This is a genomic window from Winogradskyella pelagia (assembly GCF_017581965.1).
GTDB classification, from domain to species: Bacteria; Bacteroidota; Bacteroidia; order Flavobacteriales; family Flavobacteriaceae; genus Winogradskyella; species Winogradskyella pelagia.
This window is the reverse complement of record NZ_JAGEVF010000005.1, coordinates 102,499-122,183: the sequence shown is the minus strand read 5'-3', so window position 1 is coordinate 122,183 and position 19,685 is coordinate 102,499. Positions and strand designations below refer to the sequence as shown.

The 19,685-nt window shown below is 35.6% G+C and carries 16 protein-coding genes; 8 read left to right on the top strand and 8 right to left on the bottom strand.

The window, feature by feature from the left end; genetic code table 11:
• Positions 1–5 precede the first annotated feature (5 nt).
• The 8 genes from J4050_RS08130 to J4050_RS08095 all read right to left on the bottom strand — a co-directional run bounded on the left by J4050_RS08130 (position 6) and on the right by J4050_RS08095 (position 10,229).
• A complete protein-coding gene (locus J4050_RS08130) occupies positions 6–1,067 on the bottom strand; it encodes a hypothetical protein (RefSeq protein WP_208154075.1) in 1,062 nt (353 codons plus the stop codon).
• A 457-nt stretch (positions 1,068–1,524) separates the two neighbouring features.
• Positions 1,525–1,938, bottom strand: coding sequence for a hypothetical protein (locus tag J4050_RS08125; protein WP_208154074.1), 414 nt, complete (start codon positions 1,936–1,938; stop codon positions 1,525–1,527).
• A 291-nt stretch (positions 1,939–2,229) separates the two neighbouring features.
• Positions 2,230–5,589: a preprotein translocase subunit SecA gene (gene secA, locus J4050_RS08120; RefSeq protein WP_208154073.1), complete on the bottom strand. Its 3,360-nt coding sequence runs from the start codon at positions 5,587–5,589 to the stop codon at positions 2,230–2,232.
• 152 nt (positions 5,590–5,741) lie between these two features.
• Positions 5,742–5,963 carry a DUF2795 domain-containing protein gene (locus J4050_RS08115; protein WP_008272287.1) on the bottom strand — a complete coding sequence of 74 codons (222 nt, stop codon included), beginning with the start codon at positions 5,961–5,963 and terminating at the stop codon, positions 5,742–5,744.
• A gap of 154 nt (positions 5,964–6,117) precedes the next feature.
• Positions 6,118–6,693 carry a cob(I)yrinic acid a,c-diamide adenosyltransferase gene (locus J4050_RS08110; RefSeq protein ID WP_208154072.1) on the bottom strand — a complete coding sequence of 192 codons (576 nt, stop codon included), beginning with the start codon at positions 6,691–6,693 and terminating at the stop codon, positions 6,118–6,120.
• Positions 6,694–6,818: 125 nt separating this feature from the next.
• Positions 6,819–7,508 carry an ABC transporter ATP-binding protein gene (locus tag J4050_RS08105; RefSeq protein WP_208154071.1) on the bottom strand — a complete coding sequence of 230 codons (690 nt, stop codon included), beginning with the start codon at positions 7,506–7,508 and terminating at the stop codon, positions 6,819–6,821.
• 79 nt (positions 7,509–7,587) lie between these two features.
• Positions 7,588–8,361 (bottom strand): O-methyltransferase, encoded by a 774-nt coding sequence (locus tag J4050_RS08100; RefSeq protein WP_208154070.1) that lies wholly within the window; start codon positions 8,359–8,361, stop codon positions 7,588–7,590.
• Complete coding sequence (locus J4050_RS08095; protein WP_208154069.1) at positions 8,358–10,229, bottom strand: ABC-F family ATP-binding cassette domain-containing protein; 1,872 nt, start codon at positions 10,227–10,229, stop codon at positions 8,358–8,360. Before J4050_RS08095 ends, J4050_RS08100 begins: the two co-directional genes overlap by 4 nt.
• Positions 10,230–10,331: 102 nt before the next feature.
• Here J4050_RS08095 and J4050_RS08090 point away from each other — a divergent pair, with 102 nt between their 5' ends.
• The 8 genes from J4050_RS08090 (at position 10,332) to J4050_RS08055 (ending at position 19,656) form a co-directional block, all read left to right on the top strand.
• Positions 10,332–11,132 (top strand): polysaccharide biosynthesis/export family protein, encoded by an 801-nt coding sequence (locus J4050_RS08090; RefSeq protein ID WP_208154068.1) that lies wholly within the window; start codon positions 10,332–10,334, stop codon positions 11,130–11,132.
• 1 nt (position 11,133) lies between these two features.
• On the top strand, positions 11,134–13,611 hold the full coding sequence (locus J4050_RS08085; protein ID WP_208154067.1) for a polysaccharide biosynthesis tyrosine autokinase: 2,478 nt from the start codon (positions 11,134–11,136) through the stop codon (positions 13,609–13,611).
• Positions 13,612–13,622: 11 nt separating this feature from the next.
• Positions 13,623–14,213 (top strand): sugar transferase, encoded by a 591-nt coding sequence (locus J4050_RS08080; RefSeq protein WP_243878586.1) that lies wholly within the window; start codon positions 13,623–13,625, stop codon positions 14,211–14,213.
• On the top strand, positions 14,210–15,505 hold the full coding sequence (locus tag J4050_RS08075) for a nucleotide sugar dehydrogenase (RefSeq protein ID WP_208154066.1): 1,296 nt from the start codon (positions 14,210–14,212) through the stop codon (positions 15,503–15,505). Before J4050_RS08080 ends, J4050_RS08075 begins: the two co-directional genes overlap by 4 nt.
• A gap of 26 nt (positions 15,506–15,531) precedes the next feature.
• Positions 15,532–16,512, top strand: coding sequence for an SDR family oxidoreductase (locus J4050_RS08070; protein WP_208154065.1), 981 nt, complete (start codon positions 15,532–15,534; stop codon positions 16,510–16,512).
• Between the two features lie 197 nt (positions 16,513–16,709).
• The gene (locus tag J4050_RS08065) at positions 16,710–17,573 is read left to right on the top strand and encodes an ABC transporter permease (RefSeq protein WP_208154064.1); all 864 of its coding nucleotides are present in this window, start codon (positions 16,710–16,712) and stop codon (positions 17,571–17,573) included.
• Between the two features lie 2 nt (positions 17,574–17,575).
• Positions 17,576–18,865 carry an ABC transporter ATP-binding protein gene (locus J4050_RS08060; protein WP_208154063.1) on the top strand — a complete coding sequence of 430 codons (1,290 nt, stop codon included), beginning with the start codon at positions 17,576–17,578 and terminating at the stop codon, positions 18,863–18,865.
• Positions 18,862–19,656, top strand: a complete 795-nt coding sequence (locus tag J4050_RS08055) for a hypothetical protein (RefSeq protein ID WP_208154062.1) — start codon at positions 18,862–18,864, stop codon at positions 19,654–19,656. The genes J4050_RS08060 and J4050_RS08055 overlap by 4 nt, the downstream gene beginning before the upstream one ends.
• Positions 19,657–19,685 lie beyond the last annotated feature (29 nt).

The following is a 19,685-nucleotide window of genomic DNA, read 5'->3' as shown; positions in this document are numbered from 1 at the left end:
AGGCCTTAAAGATATCTGTTTAGTATTAGATAATCTAGTCTCAATTCATTGATAATATAGATAAAACACAAAATAAAAGCAGCATAAGCAATCCATTTATCGGAGTGGTTTAAATTAGATATTAAATAGTAAAAACCTAAAATAAATCCTGGAAGTAAAACTAACCAGTATCTGCTAAATCCAGTTCCAGCAAAAATAAGACCTATCATTACAAGAAGTAAAGCAAGGATGAGCATTTTTGAACCATACGGCAACTTACTTTTTATATAACCCGCAATAAAAGCAACAATGAGTGCGATACTTAAAAAATAACTTCTGTAGCCGTCAATTGGCACAAATAATGACGCAAAGGCAGGAATTCCATTTACTTTATTAACTTCTTCATGCTTTATAAGGCCAAGTCCTGCTTTAAGATTATATATAATCGGATTCTCACTTTTAAACCTTTTAAAGTAACTTACTTCTTCTGAAGTTACAATCTGCTCAATATTATAAATGTATTTAGCCCAGAATAGAATTGGTAAACTAAAAATTATACAATATACTACTATCTTTAATAGAGATCTTCTTGGTAGGCTTTTGTAGTAATTAAAAAAGTTTATTACAATAAGCACTCCTAGCACGGCGTAAACGTATCTAGTCATTACTAAAATCATAAAGAAAAACAGCATTTTTATAAAATGACTTGTTCTAACTGCTGCAGTTGAATAATACATAAAACCCCAAAAGCTGAACATCAAAATCCCTTCGGGATATAATCTACCAAAGAAGGTGATTCCAATGGGGTTAACTGCTGTTAAAGCTACAATAGCTAATATCACATTTTTACTGAGGTTTTGACCAGACAGAAACAGGTACAAATATCTAAAGCCTAAACCTGCAAGGAGAATATGGAAAAGCTTATGAATTGTATATCCAATGATTGGATTAACGGTAGTCTTAAAAAAGGCAATTAAAAAAGGGATGACAGGTGTAACGGTAGATGGGTAGTCTTTAAGAAAGTACTTCCCAATTAAAATATTTGATCCTATTTTAACATAGGTATTCTCATCGGCAATCAATGGCATAAAGATGGACCTCAATGAGGATACAATACATAATAAAATTATTAATGAAAATAGTTTATGCTCTTTTATAATGGAAAAAGTTTTCACTATTGAAATATATTAATAAATCAAGGTATAAATTTTAAAGGTTAGAAAGATAGCAAATAAACAATTGCTTCTTAGGGCTTTGATATGAACTTATTAATATACTCAATAGGAAATGTGTTTAGCTAATTTTCTTACGCATTAGAATTGCTTTCACTCTACCTTTACTGGTTGTGTTGTCATAGTTAATTCTTTCAAAGCACCTCAAGCATATATTATTCGCATTATCAGAAGTTTTGTTTTGCTAAAATCTATTGTTGTAGTTTTATTTGTAAGTTGTATAATCAATAAAACTCATGGCCCAGATACTCTTGTACAATTTTCAGAAAAAGCAACAACCGATAAGAATTCTAAATGAGCAAGTCCTATTATTTTAGTTAGAGTCTTTTTTTATCTTTTTACTACTTAGTTGTTTACCAATAAAAAAACCAATAATTACAAAAAGTCCGTCAGATAGTGTAAACCATAATTCTTTAGGCAACATCACAATATTAAAGAAAGTTGCAGCCAACATTAACCCTCCTACAATATAACTTGGGACAAGCGATTTTTTAGAAATCAGTGCAGCTACCAACATACCAAATACAATTCCTGTGAAATGAGCAATGACAACACATATTTTAGAACCTATAGGTATTTGGTCCATATTGTTTTTTATCCACTCCATATCCATAGGATTGGCGCCCTCTGGTAAAGGAAATAGGTTGTGACCAACTAAAGATTCCAGAATATAAACAGTTATTGAAGCCACAATGAAGCCAACAAGGGTTGCTAATACATTTTTCATAATTATAAAGATTAGTTAGTGCAGTTAAGATAATAAAAATTGACTATTTGAATCTCAATTCCTCTGTAGTTGTGACTTTTATGAAATATATGTGTCTTATTAGTAAAGGAAGTAAATAATTATCCTTGATTAATGAAACATAAAGTAAATCCTTAAATGTGGATCTCTAAAAAGAAACATTAGTCCCATTTACAAGATATTAAAGATGGCGTTGTCTTTACCAAAAAATCCTGATGTTAGTCATCAGGATTTTTTCGCTTTTAAAAAAGATTGTATTGCGTACGAAAAGTACTAATCGTTCACCAGCACCCATTCACCTTTTTCAATAAGTGGAATGGCTTGCTTATATTTTACGGTCTTATTTTCACCACTCATCACATGTTTTATGGTAACGCGTTCATTTCTACCAATTTTAGGTTGTTCCCTAACAATAGTTTCTACTACTTGCTGCTGTCCTCTAGAAGCACCAGCGCCAGCAGCTCTACTTTGAGCTGCACGTTCGTCCATATTTGGAATCTCTTCTTTCTGGGTTTGTAAATTTTCTTCTCTGCGTTTCTTGGCTTCCTGTATTGTATCAGCTGTTTCTTGAGGAATTTCTCCCTTAAATAAGAACGAAATAACATCCTTATTCACCTGGTCGATCATACTTTTGAACAGCTCAAAAGCTTCGAATTTATAAATTAATAGAGGGTCTTTTTGTTCATGAACAGCCAATTGTACCGATTGCTTTAATTCATCCATTTTTCTAAGATGGGTCTTCCAAGCATCATCAACTATGGCAAGGGTAATATTCTTTTCAAAATCATTGATAAGCTGCGTTCCCTTAGATTCATAAGCTTTTTCTAAATCGGTAACAACTTGAAGGTTTTTAACGCCATCCGTAAATGGCACAACGATACGTTTAAATCTGTCACGCTGCGTATTGTAAACGTTTTCAATGACTGGATATGCCAAATCTGCAGCACGTTGCATTTTTTCGCGATAATTCTTGAATGCTTCTTTATATATAACACCCGCAATGTCTTGGTCACTCATTTTAGCAAATTGCTCTTCACTTATTGGCGACGCCATTGAAAAATAACGAATCAACTCAAACTCAAAATTCTTGAAGTCATTGGCATTTTTATTGGTTATTGCGATACCTTCAGAAGTATCATAAATCATGTTGGCCAAATCCACATGCAGACGTTCGCCATGAAGGGCATGTCTGCGACGTTTGTAAACAACTTCACGTTGTGCGTTCATTACATCATCATATTCTAACAAACGTTTTCGAACACCAAAATTGTTTTCTTCAACTTTTTTCTGGGCACGCTCAATAGACTTGGAAATCATGGAATGCTGAATAACCTCTCCTTCTTTTAATCCCATGCGGTCCATCATTTTCGCAATACGATCACTACCAAATAAACGCATTAAATTATCTTCTAAGGACACATAGAATTGAGAACTTCCTGGGTCTCCTTGACGTCCGGCTCTACCACGCAACTGTCTATCTACACGCCTAGAATCGTGACGTTCTGTACCTACAATGGCTAAACCTCCTGCGGCTTTAACGTCGTCATTTAGTTTAATGTCTGTACCACGACCAGCCATGTTTGTGGCAATAGTCACCTGCCCTGAATTACCGGCTTGAGCTACAATTTCCGCTTCTTTTTTATGTTGCTTTGCATTTAAGACATTATGTGGAATCTTACGAATACTCAACATTTTTCCTAAAAGCTCTGAGATTTCAACATTAGTGGTACCTATTAATACTGGTCTACCAGCGTTAGATAAGCTCACAACCTCATCAATTACCGCATTGTATTTTTCGCGTTTGGTTTTATAGACTAAATCGTCTTTATCATCTCTGGCAATTGGTCTATTGGTTGGTATTTCTACAACATCCAATTTGTAGATTTCCCAAAATTCACCTGCTTCCGTTACAGCAGTACCTGTCATACCGGCTAATTTGCGGTACATTCTAAAATAATTCTGTAGGGTTACAGTAGCAAAAGTTTGGGTTGCTGCTTCAATTTTTACATTTTCTTTAGCTTCAATGGCTTGGTGCAATCCGTCAGAATAACGACGACCGTCCATTATACGTCCCGTTTGCTCATCGACAATCATTACCTTATTATCCATGACCACGTACTGTACGTCTTTTTCAAATAGGGCATAGGCTTTTAACAATTGGTTTAAGGTATGAATACGCTCAGATTTTATACCAAAATCCCTAAATAAATCTTCTTTAAGGTTGGCTTCTTCTTCTGGAGGTAGCCCTTGACTTTCAATTTTGGCGATTTCCGTACCCATTTCTGGCATTACAAAGAAATTGGGGTCGTCTTCACCAGATAAAAACTCCACACCTTTGTCAGATAATTCTACCTGATTGTTTTTCTCATCAATCACATAGTAAAGCTCGGCATCAACTTTAGGCATTTCCCTATTGTTGTCTTGCATGTAGAAGTTTTCAGTTTTCTGAAGTAACTGCTTAATACCTTCTTCACTTAAATATTTTATAAGTGCTTTGTTCTTTGGGATTCCACGATAAACGCGTAATAATTGAAACCCGCCTTCTTTGGTATCACCAGCTGCAATTAATTTTTTAGCTTCAGCCAAAACACCGACCAGGTATTTACGCTGCACCTCTTCAATGCTTTGTACCTTAGGTTTTAATTGGTCAAATTCATGTTCATCACCTTTAGGAACAGGACCAGAAATTATCAATGGTGTCCTGGCATCGTCTACCAAAACAGAATCCACCTCATCTACGATAGCATAGTGGTGAGGTCGTTGCACTAAATCTTCAGGCGCATGAGCCATGTTATCACGTAGGTAATCAAAACCAAATTCGTTATTTGTACCGTAAGTAATGTCTGCATTATAGGCTTTACGGCGAGCATCGGAATTTGGTCTGTGATAATCTATACAATCTACGCTTAAACCATGAAACTCAAATAACGGAGCCATCCAAGCACTATCACGCTTTGCTAAATAGTCATTAACAGTTACGAGGTGAACGCCTTTACCTGCAAGAGCATTTAGATATACCGGTAATGTAGCAACTAAAGTTTTACCTTCACCAGTTTGCATTTCAGCAATTTTTCCTTGGTGCATGGCAATACCACCAATAAGCTGAACATCGTAGTGGACCATATCCCAAGTAATGGGCTTACCTGCGGCATCCCAAGAGTTGGCCCAAACCGCCTTATCGTTTTCAAGACTTACATAGTCTTTTGATCCAGACACCTCGCGGTCAAAAGCGTTTGCTGTAACCTCTAAAGAGGTATTGTTCACAAACCTCTTTGCCGTTTCTTTCATTACTGCAAAGGCTTCTGGTAAAATATCATTGAGTACCTTTTCTGTAACTTCGTAAATATCATCTTCAATTTTATCCGCTTCTTGGTAAAGATCTTCGCGTTCATCTATATCTTCGGTAGCTTCAGCTTTAGTCAAAAGTTCTTCCTTACTCGCTTGGAAAGGAGCTCTTGCTTCTGCGATTTTAGCTTTAAAGGCTTCGGTTTTTGCTCTTAACTCATCGTGCGATAAGCGCTCTAAATCTTTTTCAAAAGTCTTAATTTGTTCTACAATTGGCTTTAAGGCGCTGACATCTTGTTTGGATTTATCTCCAACAAATACCTTTATTACCTTATCTAATATTCCCATGGGTCTTGTATTGTGTTATTATTGAACGATTTGGTTCAATACTTATATATTCGTTTTTGTGATTATTGCGATGAACGATTAAAACATCCGAAAATAAAAAAAGTCTCTCAGTTAGATAAACGCAAGAGACTTTATTTTGATATTACAGTATTTTAATATTCGTCCTCATTCCAGAGGTAATCTTCGTCAGTTGGATAGTCCGGCCAAATTTCTTCGATTGAGTCGTAAGAATCACCCTCGTCTTCAATGGCTTGCAGATTTTCTACAACCTCTAAAGGTGCTCCTGTTCTAATCGCATAATCTATAAGTTCGTCCTTGGTTGCTGGCCAAGGGGCATCACTTAAATAAGAGGCTAGTTCTAATGTCCAGTACATTCGCGTATAATTTTAATTTTTGCAAAAATAATTTTTTAGTTGAATAATTCAAGAAAAAATCAAATTAATTATTCATTAATAAAAAGAACGTAGTGTGGTATGATTTTTCTGTCGATTTTATTCTTGAGGCATCAACATTAAGGCTTTAGATATATTAGGACTCCTTTTTCGGTATCCATTTTATTTCTTTAGCCTTTAAATCTTTAGACAACTTCCGTGCCAAGACAAATAAATAATCCGATAGTCGGTTAATATAAGTTAGTGTCTCTGGCTGAAAGGGTTCTAATTCATTAAGATGTACTGCTAATCGCTCAGCTCTGCGGCAAACCGTTCTGGCTATATGACAGAATGACACGGTTTGATGGCCGCCAGGAAGCACAAAATGAGTCATAGGAGGAAGGCTTTCTTCCATAAGGTCCATTTCTTTTTCTAGTTTCTCAATATCCTCACTTGAAATTTTCGGAATATTTAAACGTGCCTTACCACTTTTTAAAGTCGCTTTTTCTGGGTCGGTAGCTAGAATTGCACCGACTGTGAAAAGTCGGTCTTGTATGTCCATTATAACCGATTTGTAGTGGTTATCGATATCTTGATCACGGATAAGCCCAAGATGTGAATTGAGTTCATCTATAGTGCCGTAACTTTCAATTCTGATATGGTATTTAGGAACCCGAGTCCCTCCAAATAAGGCTGTGGTTCCCTTGTCTCCTGTCTTTGTATATACTTTCAAGTCATATGGTTTAATATTGAGATAACAAAGGTAAGGATTAAACCATAGAGCATAAAGCTTGGTTTTAATTGGGTAGTGCCAATTATATGTTAAAGGGCAAGGCTTGGAGAAGGAGTTAGAACTTTTTATTCTTTAACAATGTCACTGGACACCATGCCATCAGTAAGTCTTATAATACGTTTAGCGTGTTCGGCGATATCTTCTTCGTGGGTAACCATTATTACGGTATTGCCATTAGCATGGATAGCATCAAAAAGTTGCATGATTTCTAAAGACGTCTTTGAGTCTAAATTCCCTGTAGGTTCATCTGCAAGTATAATTGAAGGTTTGTTAACTAAAGCTCGACCAACAGCAACGCGTTGACGTTGACCACCAGAGAGCTGATTGGGTTTGTGGTCCATACGGTCGGCCAAGCCTACATCTGTTAAAACCTCAGACGCTCGCTCAATACGCTCACTTTTAGAGGCGCCAGCGTAAATCATAGGAAGTGCCACATTGTCTAATGCTGTAGTTCTCGGCAATAAATTAAACGTTTGGAAAACGAAACCTATCTCGGTGTTTCTAATATCCGCGAGTTCATCATCTGACATTTGGCTCACGTCTTTTCCATTGAGTATATAATTTCCTGCAGTCGCCGTATCTAAACAACCAAGTATATTCATTAAAGTTGATTTTCCAGACCCAGATGAACCCATAATGGCCACATATTCACCCTTTTTAATATCTAAATCGATACCCTTTAAGACATGAACGGTTTCTTGCCCAAGTTTAAAATCTCTGATTATTCCTCTAATTTCAATAACGTTATTACTCATATTTTACAACATTGTATTTAGCTCATGCTCGCAAGATACACGATTTTACAGTTAATAAGACGTTAAAGTTAAAACCTTGTTACACTCTAATTTTAAAATGTTCTTTGGCCTGTTCTCTTCTAAAAAACACAAGGCCTAAATGAAAACAATCAATAGAAACCGTAACGCTTTGATGCGATTTAATTTCTTCCCAAGCTTCGGTCATTTCTTTAGACCAATAGATGTCGTCAAAAATAAAAATAGTGTCATTATCAACATATGAGAGTAAGGTTTCAAAATTTTTTAGAGTCGCTACCTTAGAATGGTGTCCGTCCACGAAAACAAGATTAAAAGTTTGTTGTTTGAGTTGTTGAATACTATGGTCGAATGTACCAGTTTGTAAGGTAATGTTCTTCACTTTGTAGTCCGATATACACTTACTGGCGAAGTTCGATAGATTAGCACAGCCTTCGATGCTCATAATGTGGCTGCCCTCATTTCCTTTTGACAGCGCATAGGTTGCTATGCCTAAAGACGTGCCAAGTTCTAAAATGGATTTTGGTTTAAAATATTTGGTAATCCTGAAAAGTATTTTTGCTTTTTTGAGAGACGATCCTGAGTGTTTGGCAATGTCTGAAACGGTTCTTTTATTCGAGGTAAATACTCGCGAACCTGCTCCAAAATCAGAAATGGCAATAGTGGTTTTATCTGAAATTAGTTCTTTTCTGTAGGATTGAATAGCGCTATATGCCTCATAGTTGCTTTTGTCATAGAGGCATTCAGTAACAAACTTAAAAACAAAAGGCGAGTGCACACCGTGATGATTGGTTGCAGACCAAATAAATCTTAAATATGAAAAAACTTGATAAATCAAGACGATTCAAATTTTTCAGCAAGCTCAAACCAACGAAGTTCTTTCGTCTCAATAGCAGTGATTATTTCTTGTAGCTCTTGGGACAAGGTATTGATAGCATCTTGTGAAAGCTCTGGATTAGTAAATTTTTGTTCTAGATGTTTTTTATCTAATTCTAGAGATCTAATTTTAGACTCTAAATTTTTAAACTCCTTTTGTTCGTTATAAGATAATTTGTTGGCCTTGTTGATATTTTCAGATTTGGTAATAGTGCTAGTAACTGGTGCTAGTTTTTCTGAAATTTCAGATTTGCTACTATCATAAGTCCTAAAATCAGAATAATTACCAGGAAAATCTTCAATAATACCATGACCTCTAAACACAAACAAATGATCTACAATTTTATCCATAAAATAGCGGTCATGTGACACAACGACAAGGACACCCGGATAATCCAGTAAGAAGCTTTCTAGTACATTTAAGGTAACAATATCTAAATCGTTTGTTGGCTCGTCAAGGATTAATACATTTGGGTTTTGAATAAGTACCGTACAGAGGTATAATCGCTTCTGTTCACCTCCACTAAGTTTCTCGACGAAGTCGTACTGCTTCTTACGGTCAAATAGAAAACGCTCTAATAACTGTTGCGCACTAATTTGGCGCCCTTTGGCCAAGGGTAGGTAGTCACCAAATGCTTTAATGACCTCTATGACCTTTTGTCCGGGTTTAACTTTAATGCCTTTTTGGGTATAATACCCTATTTTAACTGTGTCGCCGATAACAATTTTTCCGCCGTCTGGTTGAAGACTATTGGTTAAAAGATTCAAAAAGGTAGATTTTCCTGTACCATTTTTGCCAATGATACCTATGCGTTCCCCTTTTCTAAAAGTGTAATCAAATCCATCAAGTATGTTTGTATTGCCAAAGGCTTTAGATACATTATGGAATTCTATGATTTTACTTCCTAGGCGCTCCATATTGATTTCTAATTGTACCTCATGCTCTTTTCTTCGTTGATGGACTTTGGCTTTAATTTCAGAAAAGTCGTCTATCCTACTCTTGGATTTTGTAGTTCTCGCTTTAGGTTGGCGGCGCATCCAGTCCAGTTCTTTTTTATATAATTGTTTGGATTTACCCAGTTCTGATGCCTCAACCAAAAGACGTGCTTCCTTTTTTTCAAGATAGTAGGAGTAGTTCCCTTTGTAAGCATATAATTTTCCGTGGTCTAGTTCTAAAATTTCATTACAAACACGTTCTAGGAAATAGCGATCGTGAGTCACCATAAATAGGGTAATATCGGTTTTGGAAAAATAGTCCTCAAGCCATTCTATCATTTCTAAGTCGAGATGATTAGTGGGCTCATCTAGAACGAGAATGTCAGGTTGTGTAAGTAAGGTCTGCGCAAGTGCTAATCTTTTTTTTTGTCCGCCAGAAAGGGTAGATACCTTAACACTTAAATTATGGAGTTGTAGTTGTGAAAGTATTTGTTGGTATTGGTTCTCAAACTCCCATGCATTATCCCTTTCCATGGCTTCAAAAGCTTTTTGATAGGCTTCAGTATTATCTGGGTCTTTTAAGGCCTTTTCGTAGTGTTCGATGGTACGAAGTATTGGAATATCCATGGCATTAATTGTTTCTTCTACTGTTAAGCTGCTATTGAGTTTTGGTTCTTGATCTAAGAAAGCAAGCCGAAGTCCTTTTCTAATAACAATTTGTCCATGGTCTGGTTGCTCCTTTCCAGAAAGAATGTTGAGAATAGATGTTTTTCCACTACCATTTTTTGCGATTAGAGCAATTTTTTGGTCCTTATGAATACTGAAAGATAAATCTTCGAAGAGAATGAGGTCACCAAAAGATTTAGAAATATGTTCTGCGTTGAGGTAATTCAAGACACTTTTTTTGCAAAGATGGCAAATAACCAAAAAGAATACCAATTATTTTGTTATTGTTGTTGATACATTATATTTGTCTGTAATCATCTATCGTCCTTAATGAAGCGCTTTTTAATAGCAATAGTTTTAATCTCTGTAGTGGTAGTTTCTTCTTGTATTCCATATAAGGATACGATCTATTTGCAAAATAAGGAAGACGGACTGAATGACACGATTCCTTACAATTTATCCGAAGTGCAAAAACCGTATAGAATTCAAATTGATGATATTTTGAATATTACTCTTAAAGTACTCGATCAAGATAATGTTCAGATTTTCAATCCTATCAGTGACGAGGGTATACTAAATGCCAGTAGTGAAGAGCGTGCCTATTTTGATGGGTTTACTGTAGATATGCGCGGTGAAATACGAATTCCGGAGCTAGGACGTTTTAAGGTTATTGGTTTAACCACTGAAGAAATAGAAGCACTGTTAAAAGAACGGCTCTTAGAAGAACAATTTAAAGAAACGGCTAATATATTTATAACCGTAAAATTGGCTGGTTTACGATTTACCGTGAATGGCGAAGTAGGATCGCCAGGCACAATAACCGTATTTAAAAATAGAGTGAATATTTTTGAGGCCATAGCTAACGTAGGTGAAATTCCATTGACAGGAAATAGAAAAAATGTTGCCGTTATCAGGCAGTATCCGCAAGGGCAGAAAATTCATCGTTTAGATTTAACAGATATTGAAATTATGAAATCACCTTATTATTATATTCAGCCTAATGATATAATTTATGTAGAACCGCTTAGGCAAAAGGTTTTGGGTACAGGTGAGACTTTAGTATCTACTATTTCAACGATAGCCAGTTTATTAGCTATAACAACATCAATAATTCTTCTGTCTTCAAGATAAAATGGATTTCAAGGACTACAATGAATATGACAATATAGAACAGCAACATGTTGGTTTCGACTTTAAAGGCTTTTTATTTAAAGTCTTAAACCTATGGAAGTTGTTATTATTTTGTGTTGGAATCGCTTTAATTGTGGCCTACTTTATTAATGTGAGGAAACAGAATATATACCGTTTAGAATCATTGATAACGGTTAATAACGACCAAAATCCGTTTTTTACAGCTAACACAAGTATTTCCTTTAATTGGGGCGGTGTCTCAGGAAAAGTAGGAAGCATAATTACCGAGGTAAAAACTCGTTCACATAATGAACTGGTTGTGGATTCTTTGGAATATTATAAACAATATCTCAAACAAGGTAAATACCATTTATTAGATATTTATAAGGCGGCACCCTTTAGCATGCATACGGATAAGACTAAACCGCAACTCCTAAATCAACCTATTGGAATACGAATTCTCGATAATCAAAAATTTGAGATATTTTATGATTTAGAGATTAATTCTGGTGTAGGCCAAAACTATGATTCCAAAGATAAAATCCAATTGAGCATATCACCAAAATCTTTAAATAAAACGTTTAATTTTGGGGATTCTATAAACCTGCCTTTTTTTAGTGGTGTTATAGTATTGAAGCCTGGGGTAAGCATTAACCCAAATGAAGAGTATTTTATTCGTTATCTTAATTTCGATTCGGTTGTCAACCAATATAAAAATGCCATTACCATTGCTCCGGCTTCTAGAGATGCGTCTTCAGTCTTAAAACTATCCTTAATTGGATTAAACAAGTCAAAAATCGTTGACTTTTTAAATGCAACCTCAGCCATACTTAGCAGAACGGAATTGGAAAGAAAGAACTTGTATGCTACTAATACCATTAAATTTATTGATAGTAGTTTAGGTGCTGTTAATGCGGACCTAAAAGCCATAACCAGTGAAATGAATGACTTTAGGCAGATCAATAAAGTCGTTGATGTAAAGGAGGAGATAACTCAGTTATCTGAGCGTTTAAAGGGACTCGATAAAGACAAATTAATTGAGCAATCTAAGCTAAATTATTTAAATAATTTAGAAAACTACTTAAGTACTAAAACAGATTACTCCCAGATTGTATCACCTACATCTGTTGGGATTGAAGAAATCAATATTTTATCAAGTGTTAGAAATATTATTGGGTTATCAGTGGAGCGTAAAAATCTGGAGTATTCAACAAAGGAAGGATCAACTTTGTTTAATGAACTCGATAGACGCATTGATACAGAAAAAAAGGTTTTGTTAGAAACCGTTGGAGTCACCAAACAGACAATTGGAACACAACTAGGAATAATTAATCAAAAAATAGCTCAGCTTGAATCAGAATTAATCGAGCTGCCCATAGAACAACAAGAGTATTTAAAGATTCAACGTAAATTAGATATAAGTCGTGAGGCTTATGATATTTATCAAGCTAAACGTGGTGAAGCGGCTATTGTAAAGGCAGCTAATGTATCTGATATTACAGTTATAGATGAAGCTAAAGACATAGGTAATGGGCCTATTGGTCCTAAAAAGTCGTTAAACTATATGTTGGCTTTAATGATTGGCTTCTTTTCGCCTGTTTTGCTCATTTTTGTCATCCATCTGCTAGATAATACGATACATGGCTCGGATGAAGTTGTTAAATTATCCAAAATTCCGATTTTAGGTCTTATTGGAAAATACCGCTACAAGAATAATTTGGTAGCTTATGAAAAACCAAAATCCGCAGTTGCTGAATCTTTTAGGGCGCTTCGTTCTAGTTTACAATTTATTTTTAAGCAAAATCCTTCTCAAGATCGTGCAAAAACGCTAATGATTACGTCATCCGTAAGTGGAGAAGGAAAAACTTTTGCCTCTATAAATATAGCTACAGTGTATGCTTTGTCTGGTAAAAAGACCATACTCTTAGGTCTGGATTTACGTAAACCCAAAATTTTTGATGATTTTGGGATAACCAATGAGAAAGGAATTGTTAATTATTTAATTGAAGACGCATCTTTAGCTGAAATCAAAACTCAGACACATATCGAAAATTTGGATTTGGTGACTTCTGGACCCATACCACCCAATCCTTCAGAATTGTTGATGAGTGAAGAATTAAAGGAACTGATTACTAAGCTCAAAAAAGAATATGATATAATCATTTTAGATACACCACCTTTAGGTTTGGTTACAGATGCCTTAGAAATAGTTCAATATGCTGATGCTACGGTGTTTATGGTTCGATTAGATTATACTAAAAAGGGCATGTTACAGTTAGTAAACGCCAAATACCATAAAGGAGAATTAAAGAACATTCATTTTGTTCTTAACTTTTATAGGCACAAAAACAGTAATAATTACGGCTATGGTTATGGCTACGGTTATGGCTACGGTTATGGTGTCTATGGTAATGCCTATCACGAACGTGACAAGAAATCCATGCTTAAAAGGATTGGTGATTTTTTTCAGAGTTTATAGAATAGTATACTTTGATAACATCTACTCAACTTAAAACTAAGCGTCTTTTCGATTTACTCCTCGCCGTGTTGCTATTACCCGTGCTCTTTTTTCCAATTGTCGTTTTGGTTATACTTGCATCTTTAGATATAAAGGCTTTCGGCATTTTTAGTCAACAACGTATTGGGCAACATGGCAAACCATTTTTCATCTATAAATTAAGGACATTGCGCGAGGAACCACATTTATTAGGGCATCTAGATAAGAGTGCTACAACACTTGGGCGGTTTTTACGGCAGTCTAAATTAGATGAATGGCCCCAGCTTTTTAATGTGTTAAAAGGTGATATGAGTTTTGTTGGGCCTAGACCCGATGTGCGAGGCTTCGCAGATGAATTAGAAGGTGATGATCGGATTATTTTAAATGTGAAGCCAGGAATAACAGGGCCTGCGACGTTAAAATATAAGGATGAGGAGCGTGTATTAGAACGGCAAAAAGACCCAGACCACTACAATAGAACGATTATTTGGGTAGATAAAGTGAAAATCAATAAAAACTACGTCTCAAATTATAGTTTTTATTTAGATTTGATCTACATTCTAAAATCTACTTTAAACAAATGACACATTCACAAGACAGAATCGCTATTATTGGTCTAGGTTATGTTGGTTTGCCCCTTGCTGTTGAATTTGCAAAAAAATTCTATGTTGTTGGTTTCGATATCAATAAGCAGCGAATAGATGAATTAAACTCTGGTACAGATAAGACATTAGAGGTTGAAGATGACGCTTTAAAATCTGTTTTAATAACGGATGAAACCGCAGAAAGAGGTTTATTGGTAACTAATAATACAGAAGCCTTGAAATCCTGTAATATCTATATTGTCACTGTCCCCACACCAACGGATGCCCTTAATAAACCAGTGTTTACACCATTAATTAAGGCGAGTGAAACTGTTGGAAGGGTTATGGATAAAGGCGATATTGTTATTTATGAGTCTACTGTTTACCCTGGAGCTACTGAAGAAATCTGTATTCCGGTTTTAGAAACGCATTCTGGCTTAGAATATAATTCCGATTTTTATGCAGGCTATTCTCCAGAGCGCATTAATCCAGGAGATAAAAAGCATACGGTTACAAAAATTTTAAAAGTAACTTCTGGATCTACCCCAGAAGTGGCTAAGCGCATTGATAATCTATATAAAGCTGTAATAACAGCAGGTACCCATTTAGCACCTTCTATTAAGGTTGCGGAGGCTGCCAAAGTTATTGAGAATTCTCAACGCGATATTAATATTGCATTTGTCAATGAACTATCTAAAATATTTAGACTTTTAGATATAGATACCAAGGCGGTTTTAGAGGCCGCAGGAACCAAATGGAATTTCTTAAAGTTTTCACCAGGTTTAGTGGGAGGTCACTGTATAGGAGTAGATCCTTACTATTTGGCCCAAAAAGCTATAGAGTCTGGATATAATCCTGAAATAATCCTAGCTGGACGGAAAATGAACGATAGTATGGGAAGTTATGTGGCTACAGAAACGGTGAAAATGATGATTAATAATGGAGCTACCATTAAAGGTTCCAATGCGTTGGTTTTAGGCATCACGTTTAAAGAAAATTGTCCGGACATAAGAAATTCTAGAGTTATAGACATTATTAAAGAATTACAATCATATCATGTCAATGTAGATGTACACGATCCTTGGGCTTCTAAAGAAGAAGTAAGACATGAATATCGTTTAGATCTTAAAACCGAATTGTCTGAATTGAAACCTCAGTACGATGCTATTATTTTAGCGGTATCGCATAACGAATTTTTAAATATGTCATTGGATAACTTAAAAGCTCAAAGCTGTGTTGTTTTTGACGTGAAGTCCTTATTGCCTTCAAATAGTGTAGATGCACGCTTATAATTTCTATTTTCAATAATCATAAATTTATGTTCTCAAATCAATACCATAACCAAGACCTGTCTCAACTTAGTTTTTTGGTAACAGGAGGCGGAGGCTTTATAGGCTCTAACATTGTTGAATATCTTTTAAAATACAGTGCTAAAAAAGTACGTGTCCTTGATAATTTTTCAAATGGTTATCGTGAAAATTTGACGGAGTTTATGGATAACCCAGCTTTTGAATTAGTAGAGGGCGATATCCGTAATCTAGAAACCTGCAAACAGGCCATGGAAGGTATTGATTATGTTTCTCATCAAGCGGCCTTAGGTTCTGTACCAAGATCTATAAATGATCCAGCAACAACCAATGCTGTCAATATTTCAGGATTTTTAAATATGATGATTGCATTAAAGGATAGTCCAACTGTTAAGCGTATGGTCTATGCAGCGTCTAGTTCTACCTATGGAGATAGTAAAACCCTGCCAAAAGTAGAAAATAACATTGGTAAACCTTTATCACCTTATGCGGTTACAAAGTATGTTAATGAGTTATATGCGGATGTATTTGGCAAAACTTATGACACTGACGTTATCGGCTTACGTTATTTTAATGTCTTTGGGCCGAAACAAAGTCCTAATGGGGCTTATGCTGCAGTAATCCCTTTGTTTATGCAGGCCTTAAAGGATAATATTCCATCTAAAATTAATGGTGATGGTGAGCAGACTCGAGACTTTACGTTTGTGGACAATGCAGTGCAAGCCAATATTAAAGGGTTTTTTGCCTCCAAGGATGCCAAAAATGAAGTGTTTAACGTAGCCTGTGGTGAGCGTATTTCTGTTAATTATTTATGGGATTCTTTGAGGGTTGCTGCTAATTCTCAATTGCAAGCAGTGTATGGTCCACCAAGACAAGGTGACGTGCGTGATTCACTGGCAGATATTTCCAAAGCTAATAAGCTATTGGGCTATGAACCGCAGTTTACAGTACGTGAGGGGCTCAAAATTACTTGGGATTATTTTACTTCCTAACTAAATCATGAAAATACTAATTTCGTGGTTTAGTATCTAGGTTTTAATACTCAAAAAAATAATATCAATTTTTATTTGATAAAATTTAGTCTTATCAGACTATTCTCTGGTTTGTTACGTTTTATATAAATCTAAAATCCTTGATTTTTATTTAAGACATGACTTCATTTCTTATATTAGCTTAAAATTAGTCTGTATTGAAAACTACTAATGATGACTTGCTCTATTCAATTTCTGCAGAGCAAAAGCTAATAGATTTTAATTTTAAGGAAATATGGCGGTATAAAGATCTCTTATTCCTTTTTGTTAAAAGGGATATTGTTACTCTTTATAAGCAAACTATTCTAGGGCCGCTGTGGTACCTAATTCAACCGTTATTTACTTCGCTTATATTCACTCTTATATTTAATAATCTTGGCCAAATACAGACAGGTTCAATCCCGCCTTTTTTATTTAATTTGGCTGGAATTACCGCTTGGAACTATTTTAAAGAATGTCTAACGGGAACTTCCAATACCTTTACCAAAAATCAGGCTATTTTTGGGAAGGTGTATTTTCCGCGTGTGATTATGCCTATGTCCGTAACGATTTCCAACCTGCTTAAGTTCAGTATACAGTTGGCTATATTTTTTGGTTTTTTTCTGTTTTACTGGTGGCAGGGGAGTACCGTGGCTCTTAGCGGTTTGGTGTTTTTATTTCCCCTTTATGTTTTATTGATGGCCTTATTAGGTCTAGGCTTAGGAATGTTAATTTCTGCTATGACCACTAAATATAGAGATTTAACAATTTTAGTGGGCTTTGGTGTACAGTTGTTAATGTACGTTTCAGCAGTGCCTTATCCCTTATCAGAAGCACGATTAAAATTTCCGCCATTAGTAGCACGATTGGTGGAGCTCAACCCTTTAACCCAGATTACAGAAGGGTTTCGAAAAATGCTTTTAGATACGGGAAGTTTTACATGGACAAATTTTGGGTATACAGCGATGATAAGCGTTATAATTTTTTTACTTGGTCTAGTGGTGTTTAACAGAACCGAGAAACAATTTATTGATACGGTTTAAAAATGGCAGATATTATCTTAAAGTGTGAAAATCTCAGTAAGCAATATCGCTTAGGTACTGTAGGAACGGGTACGCTGAGTCATGATATCAATCGCTGGTGGTACAAAGTGCGTGGAAAGAAAGATCCTTATTTAAAGATTGGCGATACTAATGACCAGCGCAAAGCTTCAGAGAGTAATTATGTTTGGGCATTGAAGGATATCAATTTCGAAGTGCAAAACGGTGAGGTTTTGGGAGTTATAGGGAAGAATGGTGCTGGAAAATCCACCCTACTAAAGATTTTATCTCGGGTAACCAGCCCAACCACAGGGGTAATTAGGACAAAGGGTAGAATCGCCTCTTTATTAGAGGTTGGTACAGGATTTCATCCGGAGATGACAGGCCGTGAGAATATCTTTCTAAACGGTGCTATTTTGGGGATGACAAAAACAGAGATTAAATCGAAACTTGAAGAGATTATAGAATTTTCTGGATGCCAGAAATATATTGATACACCAGTAAAACGCTATAGTTCGGGGATGCGAGTTCGTTTAGCTTTCGCAGTTGCGGCATTTTTGGAGCCAGATATTTTAGTAGTGGATGAGGTCTTAGCCGTAGGCGATGTAGAGTTTCAAAAAAAGGCTATAGGCAAGATGCAGGATATATCAAGCTCAGATGGAAGAACCGTTTTATTTGTAAGTCATAATATGGCAGCAGTTAAGAACTTATGCACAAGAGGTATCGTTTTAGAGAGTGGTGAATCTATTTTTGAAGGTAGTTCTGAAGAAGCTGTTAACTTTTATATCAATCGCCAAAGTAGTCTCAATACCGATAATTTATTAGAACGAACTGACCGTAAAGGCACTGGCGAAATCAGATTCTCTAAAGTAGAATTACTAAATAGGCAAGGAAATGCCGTATCCGAGCTTATTTCTGGGGACTACGCCAAGTTTAGATTGCACATGGTATTTAATGAAAAAGTAAATCATAAGGATTTAGTTTTTGGTTTAGTGATCTACGATAATAATGAAAATAAAATTGCCGATTTTTATTCAGATGAAATGGGAATCACCTTCCATTCGATAGATTCTTATGTTGATTTGGAACTACCCAAGCTCATGTTAAGAGGTGGCAGTTACTATGTTGTGGTAGTGGTTCAAACGGCAATACGGGTTGTAAAGCAAATAGATCTTTTGCACCATGTATTAAATTTTAATGTGTTTTCAGGGGACTATTGGAACGTCAATAGAGCAAACAGAGCGACCAATGTAGCACTAATCGATGCAAAGTACCTAAACCAAAATACACTATGACCAAGGTATTCAAGTTGATAAGAGCTAAGGTGAAAAAGTTGCTGAAAAAGGATGTCTTATTTCCTGAAAATACGGAGCTAAAAAATATATTTAGCTCTCATTCAAAGGGCTTCATCCTTGGGTCCGCTCCTTCTATAAATAAGTTAGATTTGAAAAAGTTAGATAAAGATGCTTTGATGATCTCAATGGGAAATTTCCATGAACACCCAGATATTAAAACCATAAATCCTCAGGTTCACATCTTTGCATCATCGCATCCGCCAATAACAGAAAATGTATTTAAAAATTGGTTTGCAAGGGCTGAGGAAATGCTTCCAAAAGACACTATTGTTTTTGTAGAGCAAAAGGATTTTGAATTGGCAAAATCTGTTTTTAAATCACGCCAACTATATCAATATGCTTATGGAGGTAACTTTCCCATAGATTTTTCAAAAAGGATTGTTTCGCCTACAACGGTTGCTATGGTTGCCATTCAGTTGGGTTATTATATGGGATTGGAGGAATTGAATTTATTGGGTATTGACCACGATTGGCAGAATAAAGAAGGCTATTTTCATTTTTATGACCATAGCAAACCGTCTTTGGAGTTTTACCTTAAACAAGATGGAATAATAACAGAAAAACCAGCATTTACAGGAAGACAACCAAAGGAACGGCTTTATAGCTATTGTAGAACATATAAACTGTACGAGTCCTTCAAGATGAAAGCAAATAGTCGTAATTTCGAAATTTATAATGCAGATCCAAATTCAGATTTTGATGCATTTGAGAAAAAAGAAATTACCATATAGGCAATCAGGATATAAATGAAAGAAATAAC

What these genes read in the sequence shown, in the direction of transcription:
- J4050_RS08115 (WP_008272287.1), bottom strand. Translation starts at nt 5,963, where the DNA reads ATGTACTGGACATTAGAACTAGCCTCTTATTTAAGTGATGCCCCTTGG.
- J4050_RS08090 (WP_208154068.1), top strand. Translation starts at nt 10,332, where the DNA reads ATGAAGCGCTTTTTAATAGCAATAGTTTTAATCTCTGTAGTGGTAGTT.
- J4050_RS08125 (WP_208154074.1), bottom strand. Translation starts at nt 1,938, where the DNA reads ATGAAAAATGTATTAGCAACCCTTGTTGGCTTCATTGTGGCTTCAATA.
- secA (WP_208154073.1), bottom strand. Translation starts at nt 5,589, where the DNA reads ATGGGAATATTAGATAAGGTAATAAAGGTATTTGTTGGAGATAAATCC.
- J4050_RS08085 (WP_208154067.1), top strand. Translation starts at nt 11,134, where the DNA reads ATGGATTTCAAGGACTACAATGAATATGACAATATAGAACAGCAACAT.
- J4050_RS08070 (WP_208154065.1), top strand. Translation starts at nt 15,532, where the DNA reads ATGTTCTCAAATCAATACCATAACCAAGACCTGTCTCAACTTAGTTTT.
- J4050_RS08060 (WP_208154063.1), top strand. Translation starts at nt 17,576, where the DNA reads ATGGCAGATATTATCTTAAAGTGTGAAAATCTCAGTAAGCAATATCGC.
- J4050_RS08105 (WP_208154071.1), bottom strand. Translation starts at nt 7,508, where the DNA reads ATGAGTAATAACGTTATTGAAATTAGAGGAATAATCAGAGATTTTAAA.
- J4050_RS08130 (WP_208154075.1), bottom strand. Translation starts at nt 1,067, where the DNA reads ATGCCATTGATTGCCGATGAGAATACCTATGTTAAAATAGGATCAAAT.
- J4050_RS08055 (WP_208154062.1), top strand. Translation starts at nt 18,862, where the DNA reads ATGACCAAGGTATTCAAGTTGATAAGAGCTAAGGTGAAAAAGTTGCTG.
- J4050_RS08075 (WP_208154066.1), top strand. Translation starts at nt 14,210, where the DNA reads ATGACACATTCACAAGACAGAATCGCTATTATTGGTCTAGGTTATGTT.